Source organism: Sphingomonas sp. DMC6 (assembly GCF_056314225.1).
Map to the genome: position 1 here is coordinate 218,454 of NZ_JBQUYT010000006.1, position 16,733 is coordinate 235,186.

General features: G+C 64.2%; 17 protein-coding genes and 1 tRNA gene. 12 read left to right on the top strand and 6 right to left on the bottom strand.

The genetic code is table 11. The features are described 5' to 3' along the window. Positions 1–39: 39 nt before the first annotated feature. Positions 40–1,332, bottom strand: a complete 1,293-nt coding sequence (locus tag ACT53M_RS15510) for a YceI family protein (protein WP_476234481.1) — start codon at positions 1,330–1,332, stop codon at positions 40–42. Between the two features lie 238 nt (positions 1,333–1,570). Between ACT53M_RS15510 and ACT53M_RS15515 the strand changes: the two genes are divergently transcribed. Both ACT53M_RS15515 and ACT53M_RS15520 read left to right on the top strand, forming a co-directional pair. Beyond that, the gene (locus ACT53M_RS15515) at positions 1,571–1,813 is read left to right on the top strand and encodes a type II toxin-antitoxin system Phd/YefM family antitoxin (RefSeq protein ID WP_476234482.1); all 243 of its coding nucleotides are present in this window, start codon (positions 1,571–1,573) and stop codon (positions 1,811–1,813) included. Further along, positions 1,813–2,238 (top strand): type II toxin-antitoxin system VapC family toxin, encoded by a 426-nt coding sequence (locus ACT53M_RS15520; protein ID WP_476234484.1) that lies wholly within the window; start codon positions 1,813–1,815, stop codon positions 2,236–2,238. Before ACT53M_RS15515 ends, ACT53M_RS15520 begins: the two co-directional genes overlap by 1 nt. Positions 2,239–2,258: 20 nt before the next feature. On the opposite strand, the gene guaA is transcribed toward ACT53M_RS15520, so the two are convergent. Continuing rightward, positions 2,259–3,818 (bottom strand): glutamine-hydrolyzing GMP synthase, encoded by a 1,560-nt coding sequence (gene guaA, locus ACT53M_RS15525; protein WP_476234516.1) that lies wholly within the window; start codon positions 3,816–3,818, stop codon positions 2,259–2,261. Between the two features lie 205 nt (positions 3,819–4,023). On the opposite strand from guaA, the gene ACT53M_RS15530 reads away from it, so the two are divergent. Together ACT53M_RS15530 and ACT53M_RS15535 are read left to right on the top strand one after the other, a co-directional pair. Next, on the top strand, positions 4,024–5,304 hold the full coding sequence (locus ACT53M_RS15530; RefSeq protein WP_476234486.1) for an OprO/OprP family phosphate-selective porin: 1,281 nt from the start codon (positions 4,024–4,026) through the stop codon (positions 5,302–5,304). A 68-nt stretch (positions 5,305–5,372) separates the two neighbouring features. After that, positions 5,373–7,178 carry a methyl-accepting chemotaxis protein gene (locus ACT53M_RS15535; protein ID WP_476234488.1) on the top strand — a complete coding sequence of 602 codons (1,806 nt, stop codon included), beginning with the start codon at positions 5,373–5,375 and terminating at the stop codon, positions 7,176–7,178. Between the two features lie 48 nt (positions 7,179–7,226). On the opposite strand, the gene ACT53M_RS15540 is transcribed toward ACT53M_RS15535, so the two are convergent. Continuing rightward, positions 7,227–9,287, bottom strand: coding sequence for a prolyl oligopeptidase family serine peptidase (locus ACT53M_RS15540; protein ID WP_476234490.1), 2,061 nt, complete (start codon positions 9,285–9,287; stop codon positions 7,227–7,229). Positions 9,288–9,362: 75 nt separating this feature from the next. Continuing rightward, positions 9,363–9,497 (bottom strand): hypothetical protein, encoded by a 135-nt coding sequence (locus ACT53M_RS15545; protein ID WP_476234491.1) that lies wholly within the window; start codon positions 9,495–9,497, stop codon positions 9,363–9,365. Positions 9,498–9,893: 396 nt separating this feature from the next. Here ACT53M_RS15545 and ACT53M_RS15550 point away from each other — a divergent pair, with 396 nt between their 5' ends. From ACT53M_RS15550 to ACT53M_RS15565, 4 genes are all read left to right on the top strand, one after another. Beyond that, positions 9,894–10,400, top strand: a complete 507-nt coding sequence (locus ACT53M_RS15550) for a TadE/TadG family type IV pilus assembly protein (protein ID WP_476234492.1) — start codon at positions 9,894–9,896, stop codon at positions 10,398–10,400. After that, entirely contained in the window at positions 10,400–10,924 is a 525-nt protein-coding gene (locus ACT53M_RS15555; protein ID WP_476234494.1) for a TadE/TadG family type IV pilus assembly protein, read from the top strand. Before ACT53M_RS15550 ends, ACT53M_RS15555 begins: the two co-directional genes overlap by 1 nt. A gap of 8 nt (positions 10,925–10,932) precedes the next feature. Then, on the top strand, positions 10,933–12,348 hold the full coding sequence (locus tag ACT53M_RS15560; protein WP_476234496.1) for a TadE/TadG family type IV pilus assembly protein: 1,416 nt from the start codon (positions 10,933–10,935) through the stop codon (positions 12,346–12,348). 181 nt (positions 12,349–12,529) lie between these two features. Continuing rightward, positions 12,530–13,792: an NRAMP family divalent metal transporter gene (locus ACT53M_RS15565; protein ID WP_476234498.1), complete on the top strand. Its 1,263-nt coding sequence runs from the start codon at positions 12,530–12,532 to the stop codon at positions 13,790–13,792. 43 nt (positions 13,793–13,835) lie between these two features. Here ACT53M_RS15565 and ACT53M_RS15570 read toward each other — a convergent pair. Together ACT53M_RS15570 and ACT53M_RS15575 are read right to left on the bottom strand one after the other, a co-directional pair. Then, a tRNA-Ala gene (locus tag ACT53M_RS15570) sits at positions 13,836–13,911 on the bottom strand. An 87-nt stretch (positions 13,912–13,998) separates the two neighbouring features. Further along, positions 13,999–14,325: a TIGR02300 family protein gene (locus ACT53M_RS15575; RefSeq protein ID WP_476234499.1), complete on the bottom strand. Its 327-nt coding sequence runs from the start codon at positions 14,323–14,325 to the stop codon at positions 13,999–14,001. A gap of 103 nt (positions 14,326–14,428) precedes the next feature. Between ACT53M_RS15575 and aroA the strand changes: the two genes are divergently transcribed. The 4 genes from aroA (at position 14,429) to ACT53M_RS15595 (ending at position 16,636) form a co-directional block, all read left to right on the top strand. Further along, on the top strand, positions 14,429–15,754 hold the full coding sequence (gene aroA, locus ACT53M_RS15580; protein ID WP_476234500.1) for a 3-phosphoshikimate 1-carboxyvinyltransferase: 1,326 nt from the start codon (positions 14,429–14,431) through the stop codon (positions 15,752–15,754). A 49-nt stretch (positions 15,755–15,803) separates the two neighbouring features. Beyond that, the gene (locus ACT53M_RS15585) at positions 15,804–16,070 is read left to right on the top strand and encodes a CBU_0592 family membrane protein (protein ID WP_476234502.1); all 267 of its coding nucleotides are present in this window, start codon (positions 15,804–15,806) and stop codon (positions 16,068–16,070) included. A 37-nt stretch (positions 16,071–16,107) separates the two neighbouring features. Beyond that, the gene (locus ACT53M_RS15590) at positions 16,108–16,239 is read left to right on the top strand and encodes a hypothetical protein (RefSeq protein WP_476234503.1); all 132 of its coding nucleotides are present in this window, start codon (positions 16,108–16,110) and stop codon (positions 16,237–16,239) included. A 214-nt stretch (positions 16,240–16,453) separates the two neighbouring features. Then, positions 16,454–16,636, top strand: a complete 183-nt coding sequence (locus tag ACT53M_RS15595; RefSeq protein ID WP_476234504.1) for a hypothetical protein — start codon at positions 16,454–16,456, stop codon at positions 16,634–16,636. Positions 16,637–16,733: the final 97 nt, after the last annotated feature.

Sequence of the window (16,733 nt, forward strand, 5' to 3'; positions counted from 1 at the left end):
GAGGTGCAGCCAGTGGTTCGGGTGGAGCCCGGTCAGCCGTCACTTCGCCAGCGCCGCGAAACGGAAGCTGACCGCGACTGCGTCGGGGATGGTGCTCGGGTCGCTCCATTGGCCCTTGCCGACGCCGAAGGCGAGCCGCTTCACCGTGGCGGCGCCGCTTGCCTGGGCATGGTCGCCGTCGATCGCCAGCTTGAAGCTGACCGGCATCGCCCGCGTTACGCCGTTTAGCGCCAGCGTGCCGTCGGCAACATAGCCCGCGCCCTGCCGCCGAATCCGGGTCGCGGTGAAACGGGCATGGGGATGCGCCGCGACCGCGAAGAAATCATCGCCCTTCAGCGTAGTGTCGCGTTCGTCATCGCCGCTCGCGACCGACGCGAGATCCACGTCCACCGCGATCCGCGAATGCGCCAGGTCGTCCGGGCTGAACTGGATATCGGCGGTCCATTGCCCGAAATGGCCGTGGATCGTCTCGCCGCTATACTGGACCTGGAAACCCAGCGTACCGCCCGGCTGCACCTTCCAGCTGCGGACCGGCACCGCCGCATCGGTCGCCGCTGGCGTCGGCGAGGAGGATGCCGCAGGCGTCGGGCTCGCTGTACCAGCGGTTGAAGGCAAGGCGGCGGGGACTGCAAGAGCAGCCGTCGCATTCGGCGTGGACGTCGTCGGCACTGGCACGGGCGCCGGAACATGCGTCTGATAGCGCCACGAGCCTGCCAGAAAGGCGCCGACACAGGCAGCGAGCGCGACCAGGGCCGCCACGGTCAGGGCTGGACGGCGACCGACCGCCGCCGGCATCATCCGGCCGATCACATCGTCGCGCATCAGATGGTGGCGCAGCGCGCCCGCAACATGGAGCACGACCAACCCGGCAAGCAGCCACCCGATCAGGCCATGGATCGTCTCGGCCGGCTCGTGCAGTGCGTGGCTTACCGGCAGATGCGGCAGCGGCACCAGGCCGAACAACAGGGTCGGGAGTTTGATCTTCGCCGTGGAGACCAGGATCCAGCCGCTGATCGGGCCGACGATCATCACGACGTACAGCAGCGCATGCACCGCCGCGACCAGCAGTTTGACTGCAGGATGCCCCTCAACGGGCGCCGGCCGGGGCACTGCAATACGCACGAGCAACCGCGCGAGCGAGAGCACCAAAATCAGGATGCCCACCGATTTGTGAAACTGAAAGGCGGCGAACACGGTGGACTTGGGCAGATCCTCCAGCGCCCAGCCCAGGCCGAGCTGGAACAACAGCAGCAGGGCAAGCGCCCAGTGCAGCAGGATCGCGATACCGCTATAGCGTTGCCTGAGGCGCTCCACTGTCGACCCTTTCGTCATCCCGCGGGGACAGCGGCCGACACAGATGCCGAATCGCGCCCGCAACGACACGGTGTTGCGCCCGTCGGGCACAGCCGCGCAAGGGCCCGGATCAAACCATATTTCCCGGCATCAGGCGACGTGCTAAGGTGACTCTCACGTCCTTTGCCATCACGACGGAAGGAAGCGGTGGTCTAGCGCTGGAAATCTCTAACCGCACATCCTATATGACCATCTACATGGTCAGGAGCGTGGCAAAATGGACGCGATCAATCTGGCAGATGCCAAAGCGCGCCTTAGCGAACTTGTAGACCGCGTGGAGGCAGGTGATTCGATCGACATAACCCGGCGCGGCAAGCCCGTGGCGCAGCTCACTGCCGTGGCGAGAGCACGCAAACCGGTCGATGCAGCCCTGCTTCAGACGCTCACAGCAACGATGCAGCCACAGTCTCAGAGCGCGGCAGAGCTCGTGCGGTCAATGCGGGATGGCGATCGCTACTGATGCTGTATCTCGATACGTCGCTGATCGTTGCTGCGCTCTCCAGCGAAGCAATGACACCGCGTGTTCAAACATGGTTGGCTGAGCAGTATCCTGACCAGTTGCTGATTAGCGACTGGTCCGTCACGGAGATGTCGTCGGCAATGGCAATCAAGCTGCGAACCGGTCAGATTACCCTTGAGGAGCGCGCGGCAGCCCTCTCCATGTTCAACAAGCTGGTATCCGAGAGCTTCACCAAGCTGCCCGTGACGGGCGGGCAGTTCCGCACGGCCGCGAGTTTTGCCGATCAGTACGTACTGGGGCTTCGGGCCGGTGACGCCCTGCATCTAGCCGTCGCCTCGGAAAATGGCGCAACAGTGCATACATTGGACCAGCGGCTTGCCGAAGCCGGACCGGCGCTGGGTGTGCCGGCAAAGTTGCTGTCCTGATATTTGCCGGTTGCGCCGGCTCACTCCCACTCGATCGTGCCGGGCGGCTTCGAGGTATAGTCATAGACTACGCGGTTGACCCCGCGCACTTCGTTGACGATCCGCGTCGCCACGCGCGGCAGGAAGCCGCCGGGGAACTCGAAAGCCTCGGCTGTCATGCCGTCGATCGACGTAACGGCACGCAGCGCCAGCACACTGTCATAGGTGCGGCCGTCGCCCATCACGCCCACGCTGCGCACCGGCGTCAAAACAGCGAACGCCTGCCAGATCGCGTCGTAGAGACCGGCGTTGCGGATTTCCTCCAGATAGATCGCATCGGCCTTGCGCAGGATGTCGCAGCGTTCCTTGGTAACTTCGCCCGGAATGCGGATCGCAAGGCCCGGCCCCGGGAACGGATGCCGGCCGACGAAAATCTCCGGCAGGCCCAGTTCGCGGCCCAGCGCCCGGACTTCGTCCTTGAACAGTTCACGCAGCGGCTCGACCAGCTTCATGTTCATGCGCGCCGGCAGGCCGCCGACATTGTGGTGGCTCTTGATCGTCACCGACGGTCCGCCGGTGAAGCTCACGCTCTCGATCACGTCGGGATAGAGCGTACCCTGCGCCAGGAAATCGGCGCCGCCGATCTTGCGGGCCTCTTCCTCGAACACGTCGATGAAGGTCTTGCCGATGAACTTGCGCTTCGCCTCGGGATCCGTGACACCCACCAGCCCGTTCAGGAACAGCGTCTCCGCGTTCACATGGACGAGCGGGATGTTGTAATGGCCGCGGAACAGGCTCACCACCTGGTCCGCCTCGCCGGCCCGCATCAGGCCGTGATCGACGAACACGCAGGTCAGCTGGTCGCCGATCGCCTCGTGGATCAGTACCGCCGCAACCGCAGAGTCGACACCGCCTGACAGGCCGCAGATCACCTTGCCGTCGCCCACCTGCGCGCGGATCTCGGCAATCTTGGCGGCGCGGAATTCGGCCATGGTCCAGTCGCCCGACAGGCCGCACACGTGCCGAACGAAATTGGCGAGCAGCTTCGCGCCATCGGGCGTGTGGACCACTTCCGGGTGGAACTGCATCGCATAATAGCGGCGCTCGTCATTGGCGATGACTGCATAGGGCGCGCCGGGGCTTGCCGCGACCGGACGGAAGCCCGGGGCCAGCGCCGCAACCTTGTCGCCGTGGCTCATCCACACCTGATGGCTTTCGCCGGTCTGCCACAGCCCGTCGAACAGCGCGCAGCCATCGGCGATCTCGATAAAGGCGCGGCCGAACTCCCCGCTGTCGCCCTGCACCACTTCGCCGCCAAGCTGGTGCATCATCACCTGCTCGCCATAGCAAATGCCCAGCACCGGCAGGCCACTGTCGAAGATCACCTGGGGCACGCGCGGGCTGCCTTCATCGAGCACCGAGGCGGGCGAACCGGAAAGGATCACGCCCTTGGGCTGCATCCGGGCAAAAGCCTCGGCGGCGGTGGTGAAGGGGGCGATCTCGGAATAGACCCCGGCTTCGCGGACACGGCGCGCGATCAGCTGGGTCACCTGGCTGCCGAAATCGACGATCAGGATGGAGTCGGTGTGCTGGAGCGTCATGGCCGGCCGATAGGGAGCCAGCACCGGCCTGTCAAAGGGCCACGCCATATTCGCAGGCGCTCCTTCCGCAGGATCACGCCCGATCAGCCCGACATTCCAACGAATTTGCAGGCAACCGCACCCGTAATGGAATTGATCCTATAATAATCCGGAATGTGTCCGCTCAGTTTCAAGCGGGTATTTTTTCCCTCCTGAGGATGGCCTGATGATTCCTTCTTCGCTGTGCACGATTCTGCTTGCCGCAACGGCCCCCGAAACGCCCGCGCCAACGCTTCCATCGCCCCCCGCCGTCGCGGAACCGGAAAAGGCGCCCGCGCCTGCCGTTCCGCAGCAGCAGGCGGGTCGCATCGAATGGCGCGGCGGCTCGCCCGTATTCGTGTCGGAGGACGGCCGCTTCACGTTCCGCCCGCTGGCCCAGCTCCAGATCGACGCATCGACCACCACCGGCGCGCGGGACGACCGCAGCAACATCACCAAGACGGGGGTGCGGGCCGCGCATCTCGGATTTGCGGGCAATGTTGGCGACCATCTCGTCTATCAGTTCGAAACCGAACTGGCGAACGGATCGGCGCAGATCCTGTGGGCCTATGCCGGCTGGCGCGGGCATGTAGCCGGGGTTGGTGCGGACCTACTGGTCGGGAGCCTGCAGAACGACCGCGGTGTCGAAGGCAGCTCGGGCGGCGAGGCGCTACCGTTCCTGGAGGCGAACTTCGTCGCGAGCGTTATCGCCCCGGAACGCGGCGGCTTCGGCCTGGGCACGCAGGCGCGCTTGCTCGGCAATGGCTGGCATGTCTCCGCCTCGATCACCGGCGACGACATCAATGCCCGCCGCGCGCTGAGCGATGGCCGCACGATGCTGGCGCGTGCCCACTGGAATCCGATTCGCGACCCGCGCGGCACTATCCATCTGGGGGGCTGGATCTATGATGAGCAGCTTTCTGGCGCCCCGCGCGCGCTGACGCCGGGCGCCAATGTAGCGCACGGCCTCAACGCCTTCACGGTTTTGCAGCCACGCCCCCTGCTGAACGCCAAGAGCGACACCGGCACCGGCGTGGAAGCGGGTGGCGTTGCCGGGCCGGTTTGGGTGATGGGCGAAGCCGGATGGCGCTCCACCACCCGCAACAGCCAGACCGATGCCCGCAGCAATGCCGCCAGCCTTTCCGCCGGCTGGTTCGTCACCGGAGGAACGCCCTACTACACCGCAGCGACCGGCGGCTTCGGCCGCCCGTCGGTGAAGCACCCCGTGTTCGAAGGCGGCGCCGGCGAAATCGAACTCACCACCCGGTACGAGATCGTCCGCTTCCGCACCGACGGGCTGCGCGATGCAGGCTCCGCCTTCACCGGCGGCATCAACTGGTACCTGAACGACATGATGCGCGTGATGGTCAACGGCACCGCCTGGCGGCTGCGGCCCGACACCAGCGTGCCCGGTACGCGGCCTGACCGCGGCTACACCTTCGCCGTGCGGACGCAGATCGTCCTCTGAAACTCCACCTTCGCACCACAAGGGCATTCCCAATGTCGGCAATTAACCGCCTCAAACTGTCCGGAAAGATGATCGCCGCATTTGCCGCCGTCATCCTCATCGTGCTGCTCTCCGGTAGCTACACCTATGCTTGCCTCACCAAGCTGGCGACGCTTTCGGAGGCCAATGCCAACAGCATTCACGTCGCCCAGGAAGGCGAAGCCATGCTGGGCGCAATCATCCAGCAGGAAAATGCGCTGCGCGGCTTTGCGATGCTCGGTCGTGAGGAACTGCTCGCCGAATATCAGCAGAATGTTGAGGCATTTAAGAATGCCGCCAACAGCTTCGAGCACGATACCCGCAAGCCGGACCAGGTCGAGCGGCTGCGTGCACTGCGCGCCGAGGTGGAAGATCTCAACAACCGCCGCTTCGCCGAACTGATTGAGCTCGCGCGCAACCCGGCAACCCGCGCCAAGGCGCAGGAAATCTCCGGCCGCAAGCAGCTTCCCAAGGTCCGCGCGATCTCGGCCGAAATCGCGAAGCGCCAGCGCGAGGTGATGGCAGAACAGCTTGTCGAAATCGCAAGCGCGAAGAATAACGCCATGACCGCCGTCATTTTGGGCGCTGTCGGTGCCGCCGCCATCGCCGCTGCCATGGCCTGGCTGCTCTCGCGCGCTATCGTCCGACCGCTGGTGGGCATGACCGGTGCAATGACGAAGCTGGCCGAAGGCAATACGCAGGTCGACGTGCCGGCCACGGAACGCCAGGACGAGGTAGGCGAGATGGCCAAGGCGATGCTCGTGTTCCGTGAAAATGCCCGAGACAAGCAGCGCGCCGATGCCGAAGCGGCCAAGGCCCAGGAAGACCAGAATTTCGTGACCAGCACGATTTCCGAGAATCTCGGCCGGGTTGCCACGGGCGACCTGACGGTGGAAATCGCCGCGGAATTCCCGCCCGCCTATGCCGGCTTGCGGAACAACTTCAACGAAGCGATTTCGGGCCTGCGCAACCTGATCGGGGCAGCAGTCGAATCCACCAACGCCATCCGTACCGGCGCGGGCGAAATCGCCCAGGCTTCGGAAGACCTGGCCCGCCGCACCGAGGCGAATGCCGCAAGCCTGGAAGAAACCTCGGCCGCCATCACCCAGATGGACCAGCGTCTGCGCGCGACCGCCATGGCCGCCCAGAGCACGCTGGAACGTGCCGACGGTGCAATCAGTACCGTGTCGGGCGGCCGATCGATCGCCGACGAAGCGATGCAGGCGATGGCCCGCGTGTCGGAAAGCGCCAAGGGCATCGACAGCGTGATCGAGGGACTCGACAAGATCGCCTTCCAGACTCGCGTGCTTGCCATGAACGCTGCGGTGGAAGCCGGACGTGCGGGCGAAGCGGGACGCGGCTTTGCCGTCGTCGCCGACCTCGTCTCGGCCCTCGCGATGCGGGCGGAAGAAGAAGCCGGCCGCGCACGCGATCAGCTGACTGCGACGCAGAGCGATATCGGCGCGGCAGTGGACATGGTGCAGCGTGTCGACGGCGCACTGGCCAACATCACCGGCGACGTGGGCGAGGTCCACTCGCTGCTGGGCGGCATCGCTGCGGACAACCAGGCGCAGGCGACCGCCGTGACGCAGATTTCGACGGCGATCGGTTCGATGGACCACGCCACCCAGCAGAATGCGGCAATGGTCGAGGAAACCTCGGCAGCGGCACGCACGCTGAACTCCGAAGTCGCGACGCTCGCCGAACAGGCAGGCCGTTTCAACATCGGCCGCAGCACCGTAAGCATCGTGTCTCCGCGCAGCTTTGCGCCCGTCAAGCCACGCGTTGCAACCAAGGTTACAGCACTGCCCGTGACGGAAAGCGTCGGCAGCGCCGACGACTGGACGACCTTCTGATCTGGCTGCCGGCGCCGGGGTGCATCCCCGGTGCCGGCACCGCCGGTCTCAGCGGATCGCCAGCCCGGTCCACTGCGCCGCAAAGGCCCACAGGTCAGCCGCTTCCTCGATCACCTTGTCCGTCGGCTTGCCCGAACCATGGCCGGCGCGCGTCTCGATGCGGATCAGGTGCGGCTTGTCACCAATCTCCGCATGCTGGAGAGCGGCAGCGTATTTGAAGCTGTGGCCCGGCACGACGCGATCGTCCGTATCGGCCGTGCTCACCAGAATCGCCGGATATGCCACGCCGCTCCGGATATTGTGGTAGGGCGAATAGGCATGGAGGCGCCGGAAATCCGCTTCCTCCGACGGATAGCCATAGTCATCGACCCAATAGCGGCCGGCCGTGAACCGGTCGAACCGCGTCATGTCCATCACGCCCACAGCCGGCAGGGCGGCCGCGAACAGATCGGGGCGCTGGTTGGTAACGGCACCGACGAGCAGGCCGCCATTCGACCCACCCTGGATGGCCAGCTGGTCCTTGCCGGTAATGCCCTCGGCAATCAGATATTCGCCCGCTGCGATGAAATCGTCGAAGCTATTCTGCTTGTTGGCGAGCCGTCCGCCATCGTGCCACGCCTTGCCATATTCGCCGCCCCCGCGAATATTGGCGACAACGAACACCCCGCCCTGTTCCAGCCAGGCCAGCCGGGATGCCGAGAAGCTGGGCGTCACGGGAATGTTGAACCCGCCATAGCCATAGAGGATCGTCGGCGCGGCCCCGGTGACGCTGTTCTTGCGGACGATGAACATCGGCACCTGCGTGCCGTCCTTCGAGGCATAGAAATGATGCTCGACGGCATAGTCCTTCGGCTCGAAAGCCACCTTGGGCTGCGCCCAGGGCTCCGCCTTGCCGCTCTCCACATCGTAACGGAAAATGGTGGTCGGGTAGTTGAAGCTGGTGAAGGCGAAGAAGGTTTCGCTCTCCTGCGGGTGACCGCCGAACCCGCTGGCGGTGCCGATGCCGGGCAGCGCCACGCTTCCGTCCGGCGTACCGTCCAGCTGGTAGCGGCGCACCGCCGTCGCGGCGTCGACCATGTAGCTGAGGATCAGCCGGTCGCCGACGATCGACGCTCCGGCCAGCGTTTCCTGCTGCTCGGGGACCACTTCTGCCACGGCAAGCGCGGGATCGGCCAGATCGATGGTGACGATGCGCTGGCGCGGCGCGCCATCGTCCGTGGCGAACCAGAATTTGGTGCCGACATTGCCGATCGTCGACCATTCGTGCGCCAGTGTGCCGATCACCGTTTTCGCCTGCCATGCCGGATCGGCCAAGTCGATGATGTGGACGAGGTTCTTGTTGTCCGTGCCCTCGCTGGTGCTGATAATCAGATAGCGGCCATCGTCGGTGATGGCGGCATAGTGGCTCTGCTTCGGCGTGGCCGGCGTTTCATAGACCAGCCGGTCGGCCGATTGCGGCGTGCCGAGCGCGTGGAAATAGACGCGGTGATCCTCGTTGAGCGCCTGGAACTTGGCATCCGCCGGCGGCTCCGGATAGCGCGAATAGAAGAAGCCGCTGCCATCATGCGCCCATGCAACGCCCATGGTGAACTTGGCCCAGCTCACCACGTCGCCCGTTTCCTGGCCGGTCGCGACATCGAGCACCCGGATCGTCCGCCAGTCGGTGCCGCCATCCTGAACCGAATAGGCCAGCAGCGTCCCGTCCTCGCTGGGCAGCCATTCGGCGAGCGCGGTTGCGCCGTCCTGCGACCAGCCATTGGGATCGATCAGCACGCGCCCCGCGCCGTTCAGATCTTCGCGTACAAACAGCACCGCCTGGTTCTGCAAGCCGCTATTATGGGCATAGAAATGGCGGCCGCCCTTCCGTTCAGGCAGGCCGAAGCGCTCATAATCAAACAGTTCGCGAATCCGGGCCTTGAAGGCGTCGCGGCCGGGCAGCGTGGCGAGATAGGCGTCTGTGACGCGGTTCTCCGCCGCCACCCAATCGGCCACCGCCGGATCGTGCCGTACATCGGCTTCGAGCCAACGATACGGATCGGCCACGCGCAGGCCGAAATGTTCCTCCACCACATCGTCGCGGCGGGTTTCGGGATAAGCGGACTGGGACATCGGCGCGGCACTCTCTGGTGGTTGCGGGTCTGGGCTGGGCGCCCCGAAACGCCTTAGGTGCCCCCGCTGCCGGGCTCAAGCGATGCCGAACCCGGCCACCTCCAATACATAGGCCAGCGCGGCCAGCGGGCTGAGCGCCAGCAAGGCTGCGATCCAGGCGCCTACATCCAGCGGCGCGCGGCGCCGCGCCCGATGCGATTTGTTGCACATGTTCCTTCTCCAGCGCCGCCGCGGGCGGCGCACCCTGTTTACTTGCGCGTAAGGTGAGGAGCGCGCAGCATTTTGCACGCATAGCGTTTCTTTCGGCGCCGAAACAAAATCCGCAACGCCGCCCTCAGGACAGGTCACGGCATATCCGAGGCACAGCAACTTTCGTTATTTGGAAGATATCATTATCATGCCGAAATTCAGGGAAACCTTTTCTTCATTATATTACACTATTCGTCACATCTCTGAATTTCAAACGAGCCTTGATCGGGGGATAGAAAAGGCTTTCATGCGCCACCGGCGCAGGGATCTCTTCACGCTTTCGTAAGCATGTCCGGGTACGACGTTCCCATGTCGTGGCGCGTATCCCCCCTGCTTGCGCTTGAAATATGGCCGCTGGTGCGCCTGCGGGACGACCGACGCGCCTCGGTCGCACTGGAATTCGCCTTTGTCGCCCCGATGCTGTTCGCGCTGCTGTTCGCGATCGTCGAGACCTGCCTGATCTATTTCACCAGTTCCGCACTCCAGACCGCGACGGAAAAGACTGCGCGCATGGTGCTGACCGGTCGGGCACAGGCCAGCAGCCTGACCGCCGCGCAGTTCCAGCAGACCGCGTGCGCCGCACTGCCTTCCTACATGAACTGCGCCAACCTGTTCGTGGACGTGCAGACCGCCAGTTCGTTCTCTGCGGTCAACACCGCCACGCCGCAGATCACGTTCGACAGCACCGGCAAGGTGAACAACAGCTTCAATTATACCCCGGGCGGGAGCGGCGACATCGTCATCATTCGCCTTATGTATATCTGGCCGGTGCCGAGCGGCCCGCTGGGTCTGAATTTCTCCAACCTCGGCAACGGCCAGCGGCTACTGGTTGCGACGTCCGTCGCCAAGACGGAGCCCTATTGATGCGCGCGATGCGGCGACTGTGGCGCAACGCGCGCGGCGCCTCGGCGGTCGAATTTGCGCTGGCGGTGCCGGTGCTAGTGCTGCTCTATCTGGGCACCTACCAGATCAGCGACGCCGTATCCTGCGCGCGCAAGGTCACCATCACTACCCGCGCGGTCGCGGACCTTACCTCGCAATATCAGAGCGTCACCTCGCAGGTGGTGTCGAACATCCTCAACGCCTCGTCGCAGATTCTCTATCCGTTCAGTTCGTCCAACGCCGTCATCACGGTTTCGGAGATCTATACCGACAATAACGGCGCGACGACGGTAGTTTGGAGCCAGTCCGCCAACGGCACCGCCCGCGTAGCCGGGACGACCTTCCCCGCACCCGCATCGGTAGTGACCAAGGGAGCCTATCTGATCGTGTCCGAAGTACGCTATGCCTATGTGCCGGCGGTAACGTTCGGCGTCGTCGGCCCGCTGACGCTGGGCGACACCATCTATATGAGCCCCCGGCTCTCACCTTCGATACCCCTGTCATGATCGGGCAGATGACAATGCGGGCAAGCCGGCTGATGCGCCGCCTGTGCCGCGACCGGCGCGGCAATGTGCTGATGGTGATTGCGCTGTCGATGGTTCCGGTCACATTCGCCGGCGCAATGGCTATCGATTATGGCCGCGCCATGCGGGTGCAGACACGACTGAACGCCGCCGCCGATGCCGCAGCGCTGGCCGCAGTCAACCAGCCGATGATGAACCAGTCGAGCATCACCGCCTGCGCCGCAGCAAAGACGATGTTCATCGGCCAGACCAGCGGGCTGGACGGACTGGTCTTCAACGCGAACGACACGACGCAGCTCAGCATTTCGGTGACGGACAGCGCCAGCACCAGCAGTAGCACCACCACCAACTGCTCGACCGCCAGCGCCTCGACCACCGCCAGCTACAGCCGCACCGCCACGGTGACCTATCAGGCGAGCGTCAAGACTGCCTTTGGCGGCATTCTCGGCATGTCGACGCTGCCGATCCATGGCTCGTCGACCGCCACCGCCGCAATCGCGCCGAACATCGATTTCTACATCATGATCGACACGTCGCCGTCGATGCTGCTGCCGGCGACCAGTTCGGGCCTGAGCACCATGACCAGTGCGACCAACGGCTGCGCCTTTGCCTGCCACCAGACCAGCACGACGCAATACGACCCCGGCAACACAAGCTATGTGAACGGGCAGTGGCAGGATTATTATCAGGTCGCGCGCAGCAACAACATCACGCTGCGCACCGATCTGGTGCAGACTGCGGTGCAGGATCTGACCAGCCTTGCCGCATCGACCGCGCAGAACAACAAGGCGGTCTACCGGATGGGACTGTCCGATTTCGACTATATGTTCCGCCAGCTCTGGCCGACCAGCGCCAACAACGGCTATTATGTCGACAGCAACCTGACCAATGTCAGCAACAATGTCGGTAAGGCGCAGGTGCTCGCCTATTGCCGCAACAACCAGCGCGTCTGCAACACCAACGATAACGACACGGGCACCAACTTCACTACGGCATTCAGCGGTGTGTCAGGCATCATGCCGCTCACGCCGGGCAAAGGTACCAACAATCCCGGCGACACGCCGCAGGCAATGCTGTTCATCATCACCGACGGGATGCGCGACGAACTCTACAACGGCTCGCGCGTGATGGGGCCGATTCCGACTGCAGCCTGCACCACGATCAAGAATCGCGGCATCCGCATCGCCATCCTGAACACGCAGTATCTGCCGGCATCGGCATCCGATAGCTGGTCGATCGCAAACGTCCAGCAACCCTATCTGTCGCCGACCGACACGATCACACCGGCGCTGCAGGCCTGCGCATCGCCGGGCCTGTTCTATCAGGTGACGACCAACGACAATATCTCCACCGCGCTGGGGGTACTGTTCCAGAAGGCTGTGTCGACGGCGCGCCTGACCAACTGATCCAGGCGGTTGATACGGCCTCATCCGCGCACTGCGCCGCATCCACGCGCCGTCACCCGGCGCACGCTGGAGTCGCTCCTGGGCTCTGGCGTGACGCCGGGAGATGGTCGCACCGATGCGGCGCGGAATGAGGCTGCGCAACACGCTCGCCTAAGTCCTTATACTCGCGTACGAATGGCACATGAAGCTGCGCAACCGCATTCGCTCGATCGCGCTGATCGAACAACTGGGCCCCGGGCTCGTCACCGGCGCAGCGGATGACGACCCCAGCGGAATCGCTACCTATTCGCAGGCGGGCGCGCAGTTCGGCTTTGGCCTGCTCTGGACGATGGTGCTCACCTATCCGCTGATGTGCGCGGTACAGCTTGTCAGCGCGCAGATCGGCAGGGTGACCGGTGCCGGCCTCGCCAAGAATATGGGCGAAGTGCTGTGGCGGCCGGTGGTGACGCTGCTCGTCCTGCTGCTGCTGATCGCCAACACCATCAATATCGGCGCCGACCTGGCGGCGATGGGCGATGCGGCGGAACTGACGCTGGGATTCGGCGGCCATTTCTTCACCGTTCTGCTCGCTGCCGGATCGCTGCTGCTGCAACTGTTCGTCCCCTATCGCCGCTATGCCCAGTTCCTGAAATGGCTGACGCTGGTACTGTTCGCCTATGTCGCGGTGCTGCTGATGGTGAAGCTCGACTGGCGCGCCATCACGATCGGTCTTTTCGTGCCGCATATCGAAGGGCGCGCCGCGATCACCACCATCGTCGCGCTGTTCGGCACGACGATCAGCCCCTATCTCTTCTTCTGGCAGAGCGCGCAGGAAGTCGAAGACATCGGCGCCCATGCCGGCGCCAGACCTCTGATCGACGCGCCCGCCCAGGCGCCGCGCGAATTCCGGCGGATGCGGCTGGATACGCTGCTGGGCATGGCCTTTTCCAACCTGGTCGCGCTGGCTATCATCATCGCCACCGCTGCGACGCTCCACGCCAGCGGCAAGACCAATATCGACACCGCAGCCGATGCGGCACGGGCACTGCAGCCGCTGGCCGGTCAGTTCGCGTTCCTGCTGTTCAGCCTGGGCATTATCGGCACAGGCCTGCTGGCAGTGCCGGTGCTCGCCGGCTCCGCCGCCTATGCCGTGGCAGAGGCGCATGGCTGGGAATGCGGACTGGAGCACAAGCCGTGGGAAGCGGTGGGCTTCTATTCGGTGATCACCCTGTCCACGCTGGTCGGAATCGCGATCGACTGGTCACCGCTCGATCCGATCAAGGCGCTGTTCTGGAGCGCGGTGATCAACGGCGTCGTCGCCGTGCCGATCATGATCGCGATGATGATCGTGGTCCAGAAACGCGCGCGCATGGGCCGCTTCACCGCCCCCCCCGCATTGCTGGTGCTGGGCTGGGGCGCAACCGCGCTGATGGCCGCGGCAGCAATCGGGTTGTTCGTGGCGTAAGGGTCGGCGGCGGCCGTCAGGCCCGCTGCACCGGATCGGGAAATGGTGGAGCCGAGGGGGATCGAACCCCTGACCTTCGCAATGCCATTGCGACGCTCTCCCAGCTGAGCTACGGCCCCATTTCCCTTGGGAGGCGAGCCCTTTAGAAGGGCCTCGCCGGGTTGGCAAGGGCGGTTTTGCGCCCCTGCCAAAATTTTTCGCGAACGTTACTGTTCGTCGTCGTCGCCGCCGGTTTCGACGCCAAGATCGTCGTCGCCGCCCAGATCGACGTCATCGTCCGGCGAGGGTTCCTCGTCGTCTGCACCGATGTCCAGATCCTCGTCGCCGACCAGATCCGCGTCTTCCACTTCATCCTTGGCGCTGTCGGCCTTCACTGCCTCGAACGGCAGCGGCTGCTTCGACTTCAGGATCGGTTCGGGTTCCCAGGCGAAACCGCAATTGATGCAGGTGACGGGCTCGTCCTTGGTCAGATCATAAAAGCGCGTACCGCACTTCGGGCAGCTGCGCTTGGTGCCCCATTCCGGCTTCACCATGTGTTGCCTCTTTAACCTTTCGAATATTCGGGAGTTGCGGGAATTGATCCCGAAAGTGGGGGGCGCCTTGCCATGCCGCAAGCCGCCTGTCAAAGCCGCGCCCATGTCGAATGCTTCTCCCCGCCCCCTCAGCCTCTCCGCGCGCGGTCCGCTGCGCGGTACCGTTACCGTTCCCGGCGACAAGTCGATCAGCCACCGCGCCATCATGTTTTCGGCGCTGGCGGTGGGCGAAAGCCGGATCGAGGGGCTGCTGGAAGGAGAGGATGTGCTCGCCACCGCTGCCGCGATGCGGGCGATGGGCGCGCGGGTGGAACGTGGGCAGGATGGCGTGTGGCGCGTCCACGGCGTGGGCGTCGGCGGGTTGCTCCAGCCGGAGCAGGCGCTCGACATGGGCAATTCGGGCACCTCGACGCGGCTGCTGATGGGGCTGGTCGCCAGCCATGGCATCACCACCAGCTTTGTCGGCGACGCATCGCTGTCGGGCCGGCCGATGGGCCGCGTGATCGAGCCGCTGAGCCAGATGGGCGCGGAAATCACCGCCAGCCCCGGCGGCCGCCTGCCACTGATGGTGCGCGGGCTCTGTCCGGCGGTGCCGATCACGTACACGCTACCGGTCGCCTCGGCGCAGGTAAAGTCAGCGATTCTGCTCGCCGGGCTCAACACCCCCGGCATCACGCGCGTGATCGAGCCGGTCCCGACCCGCGACCATAGCGAGCGGATGCTACGCGGCTTCGGCGCCGAACTGACCGTGGAAGACGGGCCGGAGGGCAAGATCATTTCAATTACCGGCGAGGCGGAGCTGAAGCCGCAGCATATCATCGTGCCGGGCGACCCCTCTTCCGCCGGGTTCTGGATGGTCGCGGCGTCGATCGTGCCGGGATCGGAAATCACCATCGCCAATGTCTGCATGAACCCGACGCGCACCGGCCTGATCACCGCGCTGCGGCTGATGGGCGCGGACATTGCCGAAACCAACGCCCGCACCGTCGGCGGCGAGCCGGTTGCCGACCTCGTCGTTCGCCATGCGCCGCTCAAGGCGATCGAAGTGCCGGCCGATCTCGCGCCGAGCATGATCGACGAATATCCGGTGCTGTTCGTCGCCGCCGCACTGGCCGAGGGGCGCACCGTGGCGCGCGGCGCGCACGAGCTGCGCGTCAAGGAATCGGACCGCATCGCCACCATGCGTACCGCGCTGGAAGCGTGCGGCGTCGTAACCGAGGAATTTGAGGACGGCCTCGCCATCCAGGGGTCGGCGGGCGCACCGCTTCGGGGTAATGGCGCCGTCGCCTCGAAGCTCGACCACCGCATCGCGATGAGCATGACGGTCGCCGCGCTGGCAGCTGAAAAGCCGGTCGCGATCGACGATGTTGAGCCGGTTGCGACCAGCTACCCGAATTTCTTCGCGACGCTCGATTCGCTGACAGCCTGAGCATTGCGAAAGATATGCGGGCGTCGCTACACTCGCGGCCCGCTCCCGCTTGACCGAGATTGCCCGGATGGAAATGCCCCTTGTCGCCAATATTGCCGGCTTTGCTGGGCTGTTCGTGATCGCGGGCGCCTATCTTTATCTCAGCTACAGACCGGTGCGCCCCGACGCGCTGTATTTTTTGCTGAACATTGCAGGATCAGTGCTGCTCGCCATTTCGCTCTCGATCAAAGTCAACGTGCCCTCGCTTTCGTTGCAGATCTTCTGGATCCTGGTTTCGCTGTTCGGACTGTTCCGGTTGCGGAGACGGGCGGCATGATCATTCCCGTCGACGGCCCGGCAGCATCGCGAGGAAAATGACCGTCGCGGCGGCGGCCGCCGGGCGGCCCGTCGCGATCGACAATATCGCGCCGATGGCCATCACCTACCCGAATTTCGTCCCAGCGCGGGTGCAAACGGCCCACGCTGCCCAAGCCGTTTCCGGATAAAACACTTCCGCTCTGGATGGATAACACTCCATAATAGACCAAGATTTACTTCAACGACACAAACGCAACATCGACTCCTCTCAAGAATAGTAATAGCACTGCGCCCGCCGCAGATCGCTGTTCAATATTCACCGATATCGCATCAAGCGAGAAAGGCGCACAAAAATTCTCATCGGGTCGCATTTGCATCGATGTCGATGAAGAGGAGGATTTTATGACCGACTATTCCGTTTCAATTGAAATGTCTCAAAGCACTGTTCAAGATCTTATTGACAATGGATTCTATCTTTATGTCTTCAAGGCAGTTGGCTCCAGCGTAAAGTCGGCGCGCCCGACCATCTGGGTGAAGACCCAGACCTTCAGCCTCAACACAGTTGTTAGGGTCAGGACCCATTGATGTGAGAGGCGCGATGTGATTCAGGCTCCGCAAGGAGACCGAATGTGAGCGACCTGTACTGGCTGACGGACGAGCAAATGGCGCGGCTCAAGCCGTA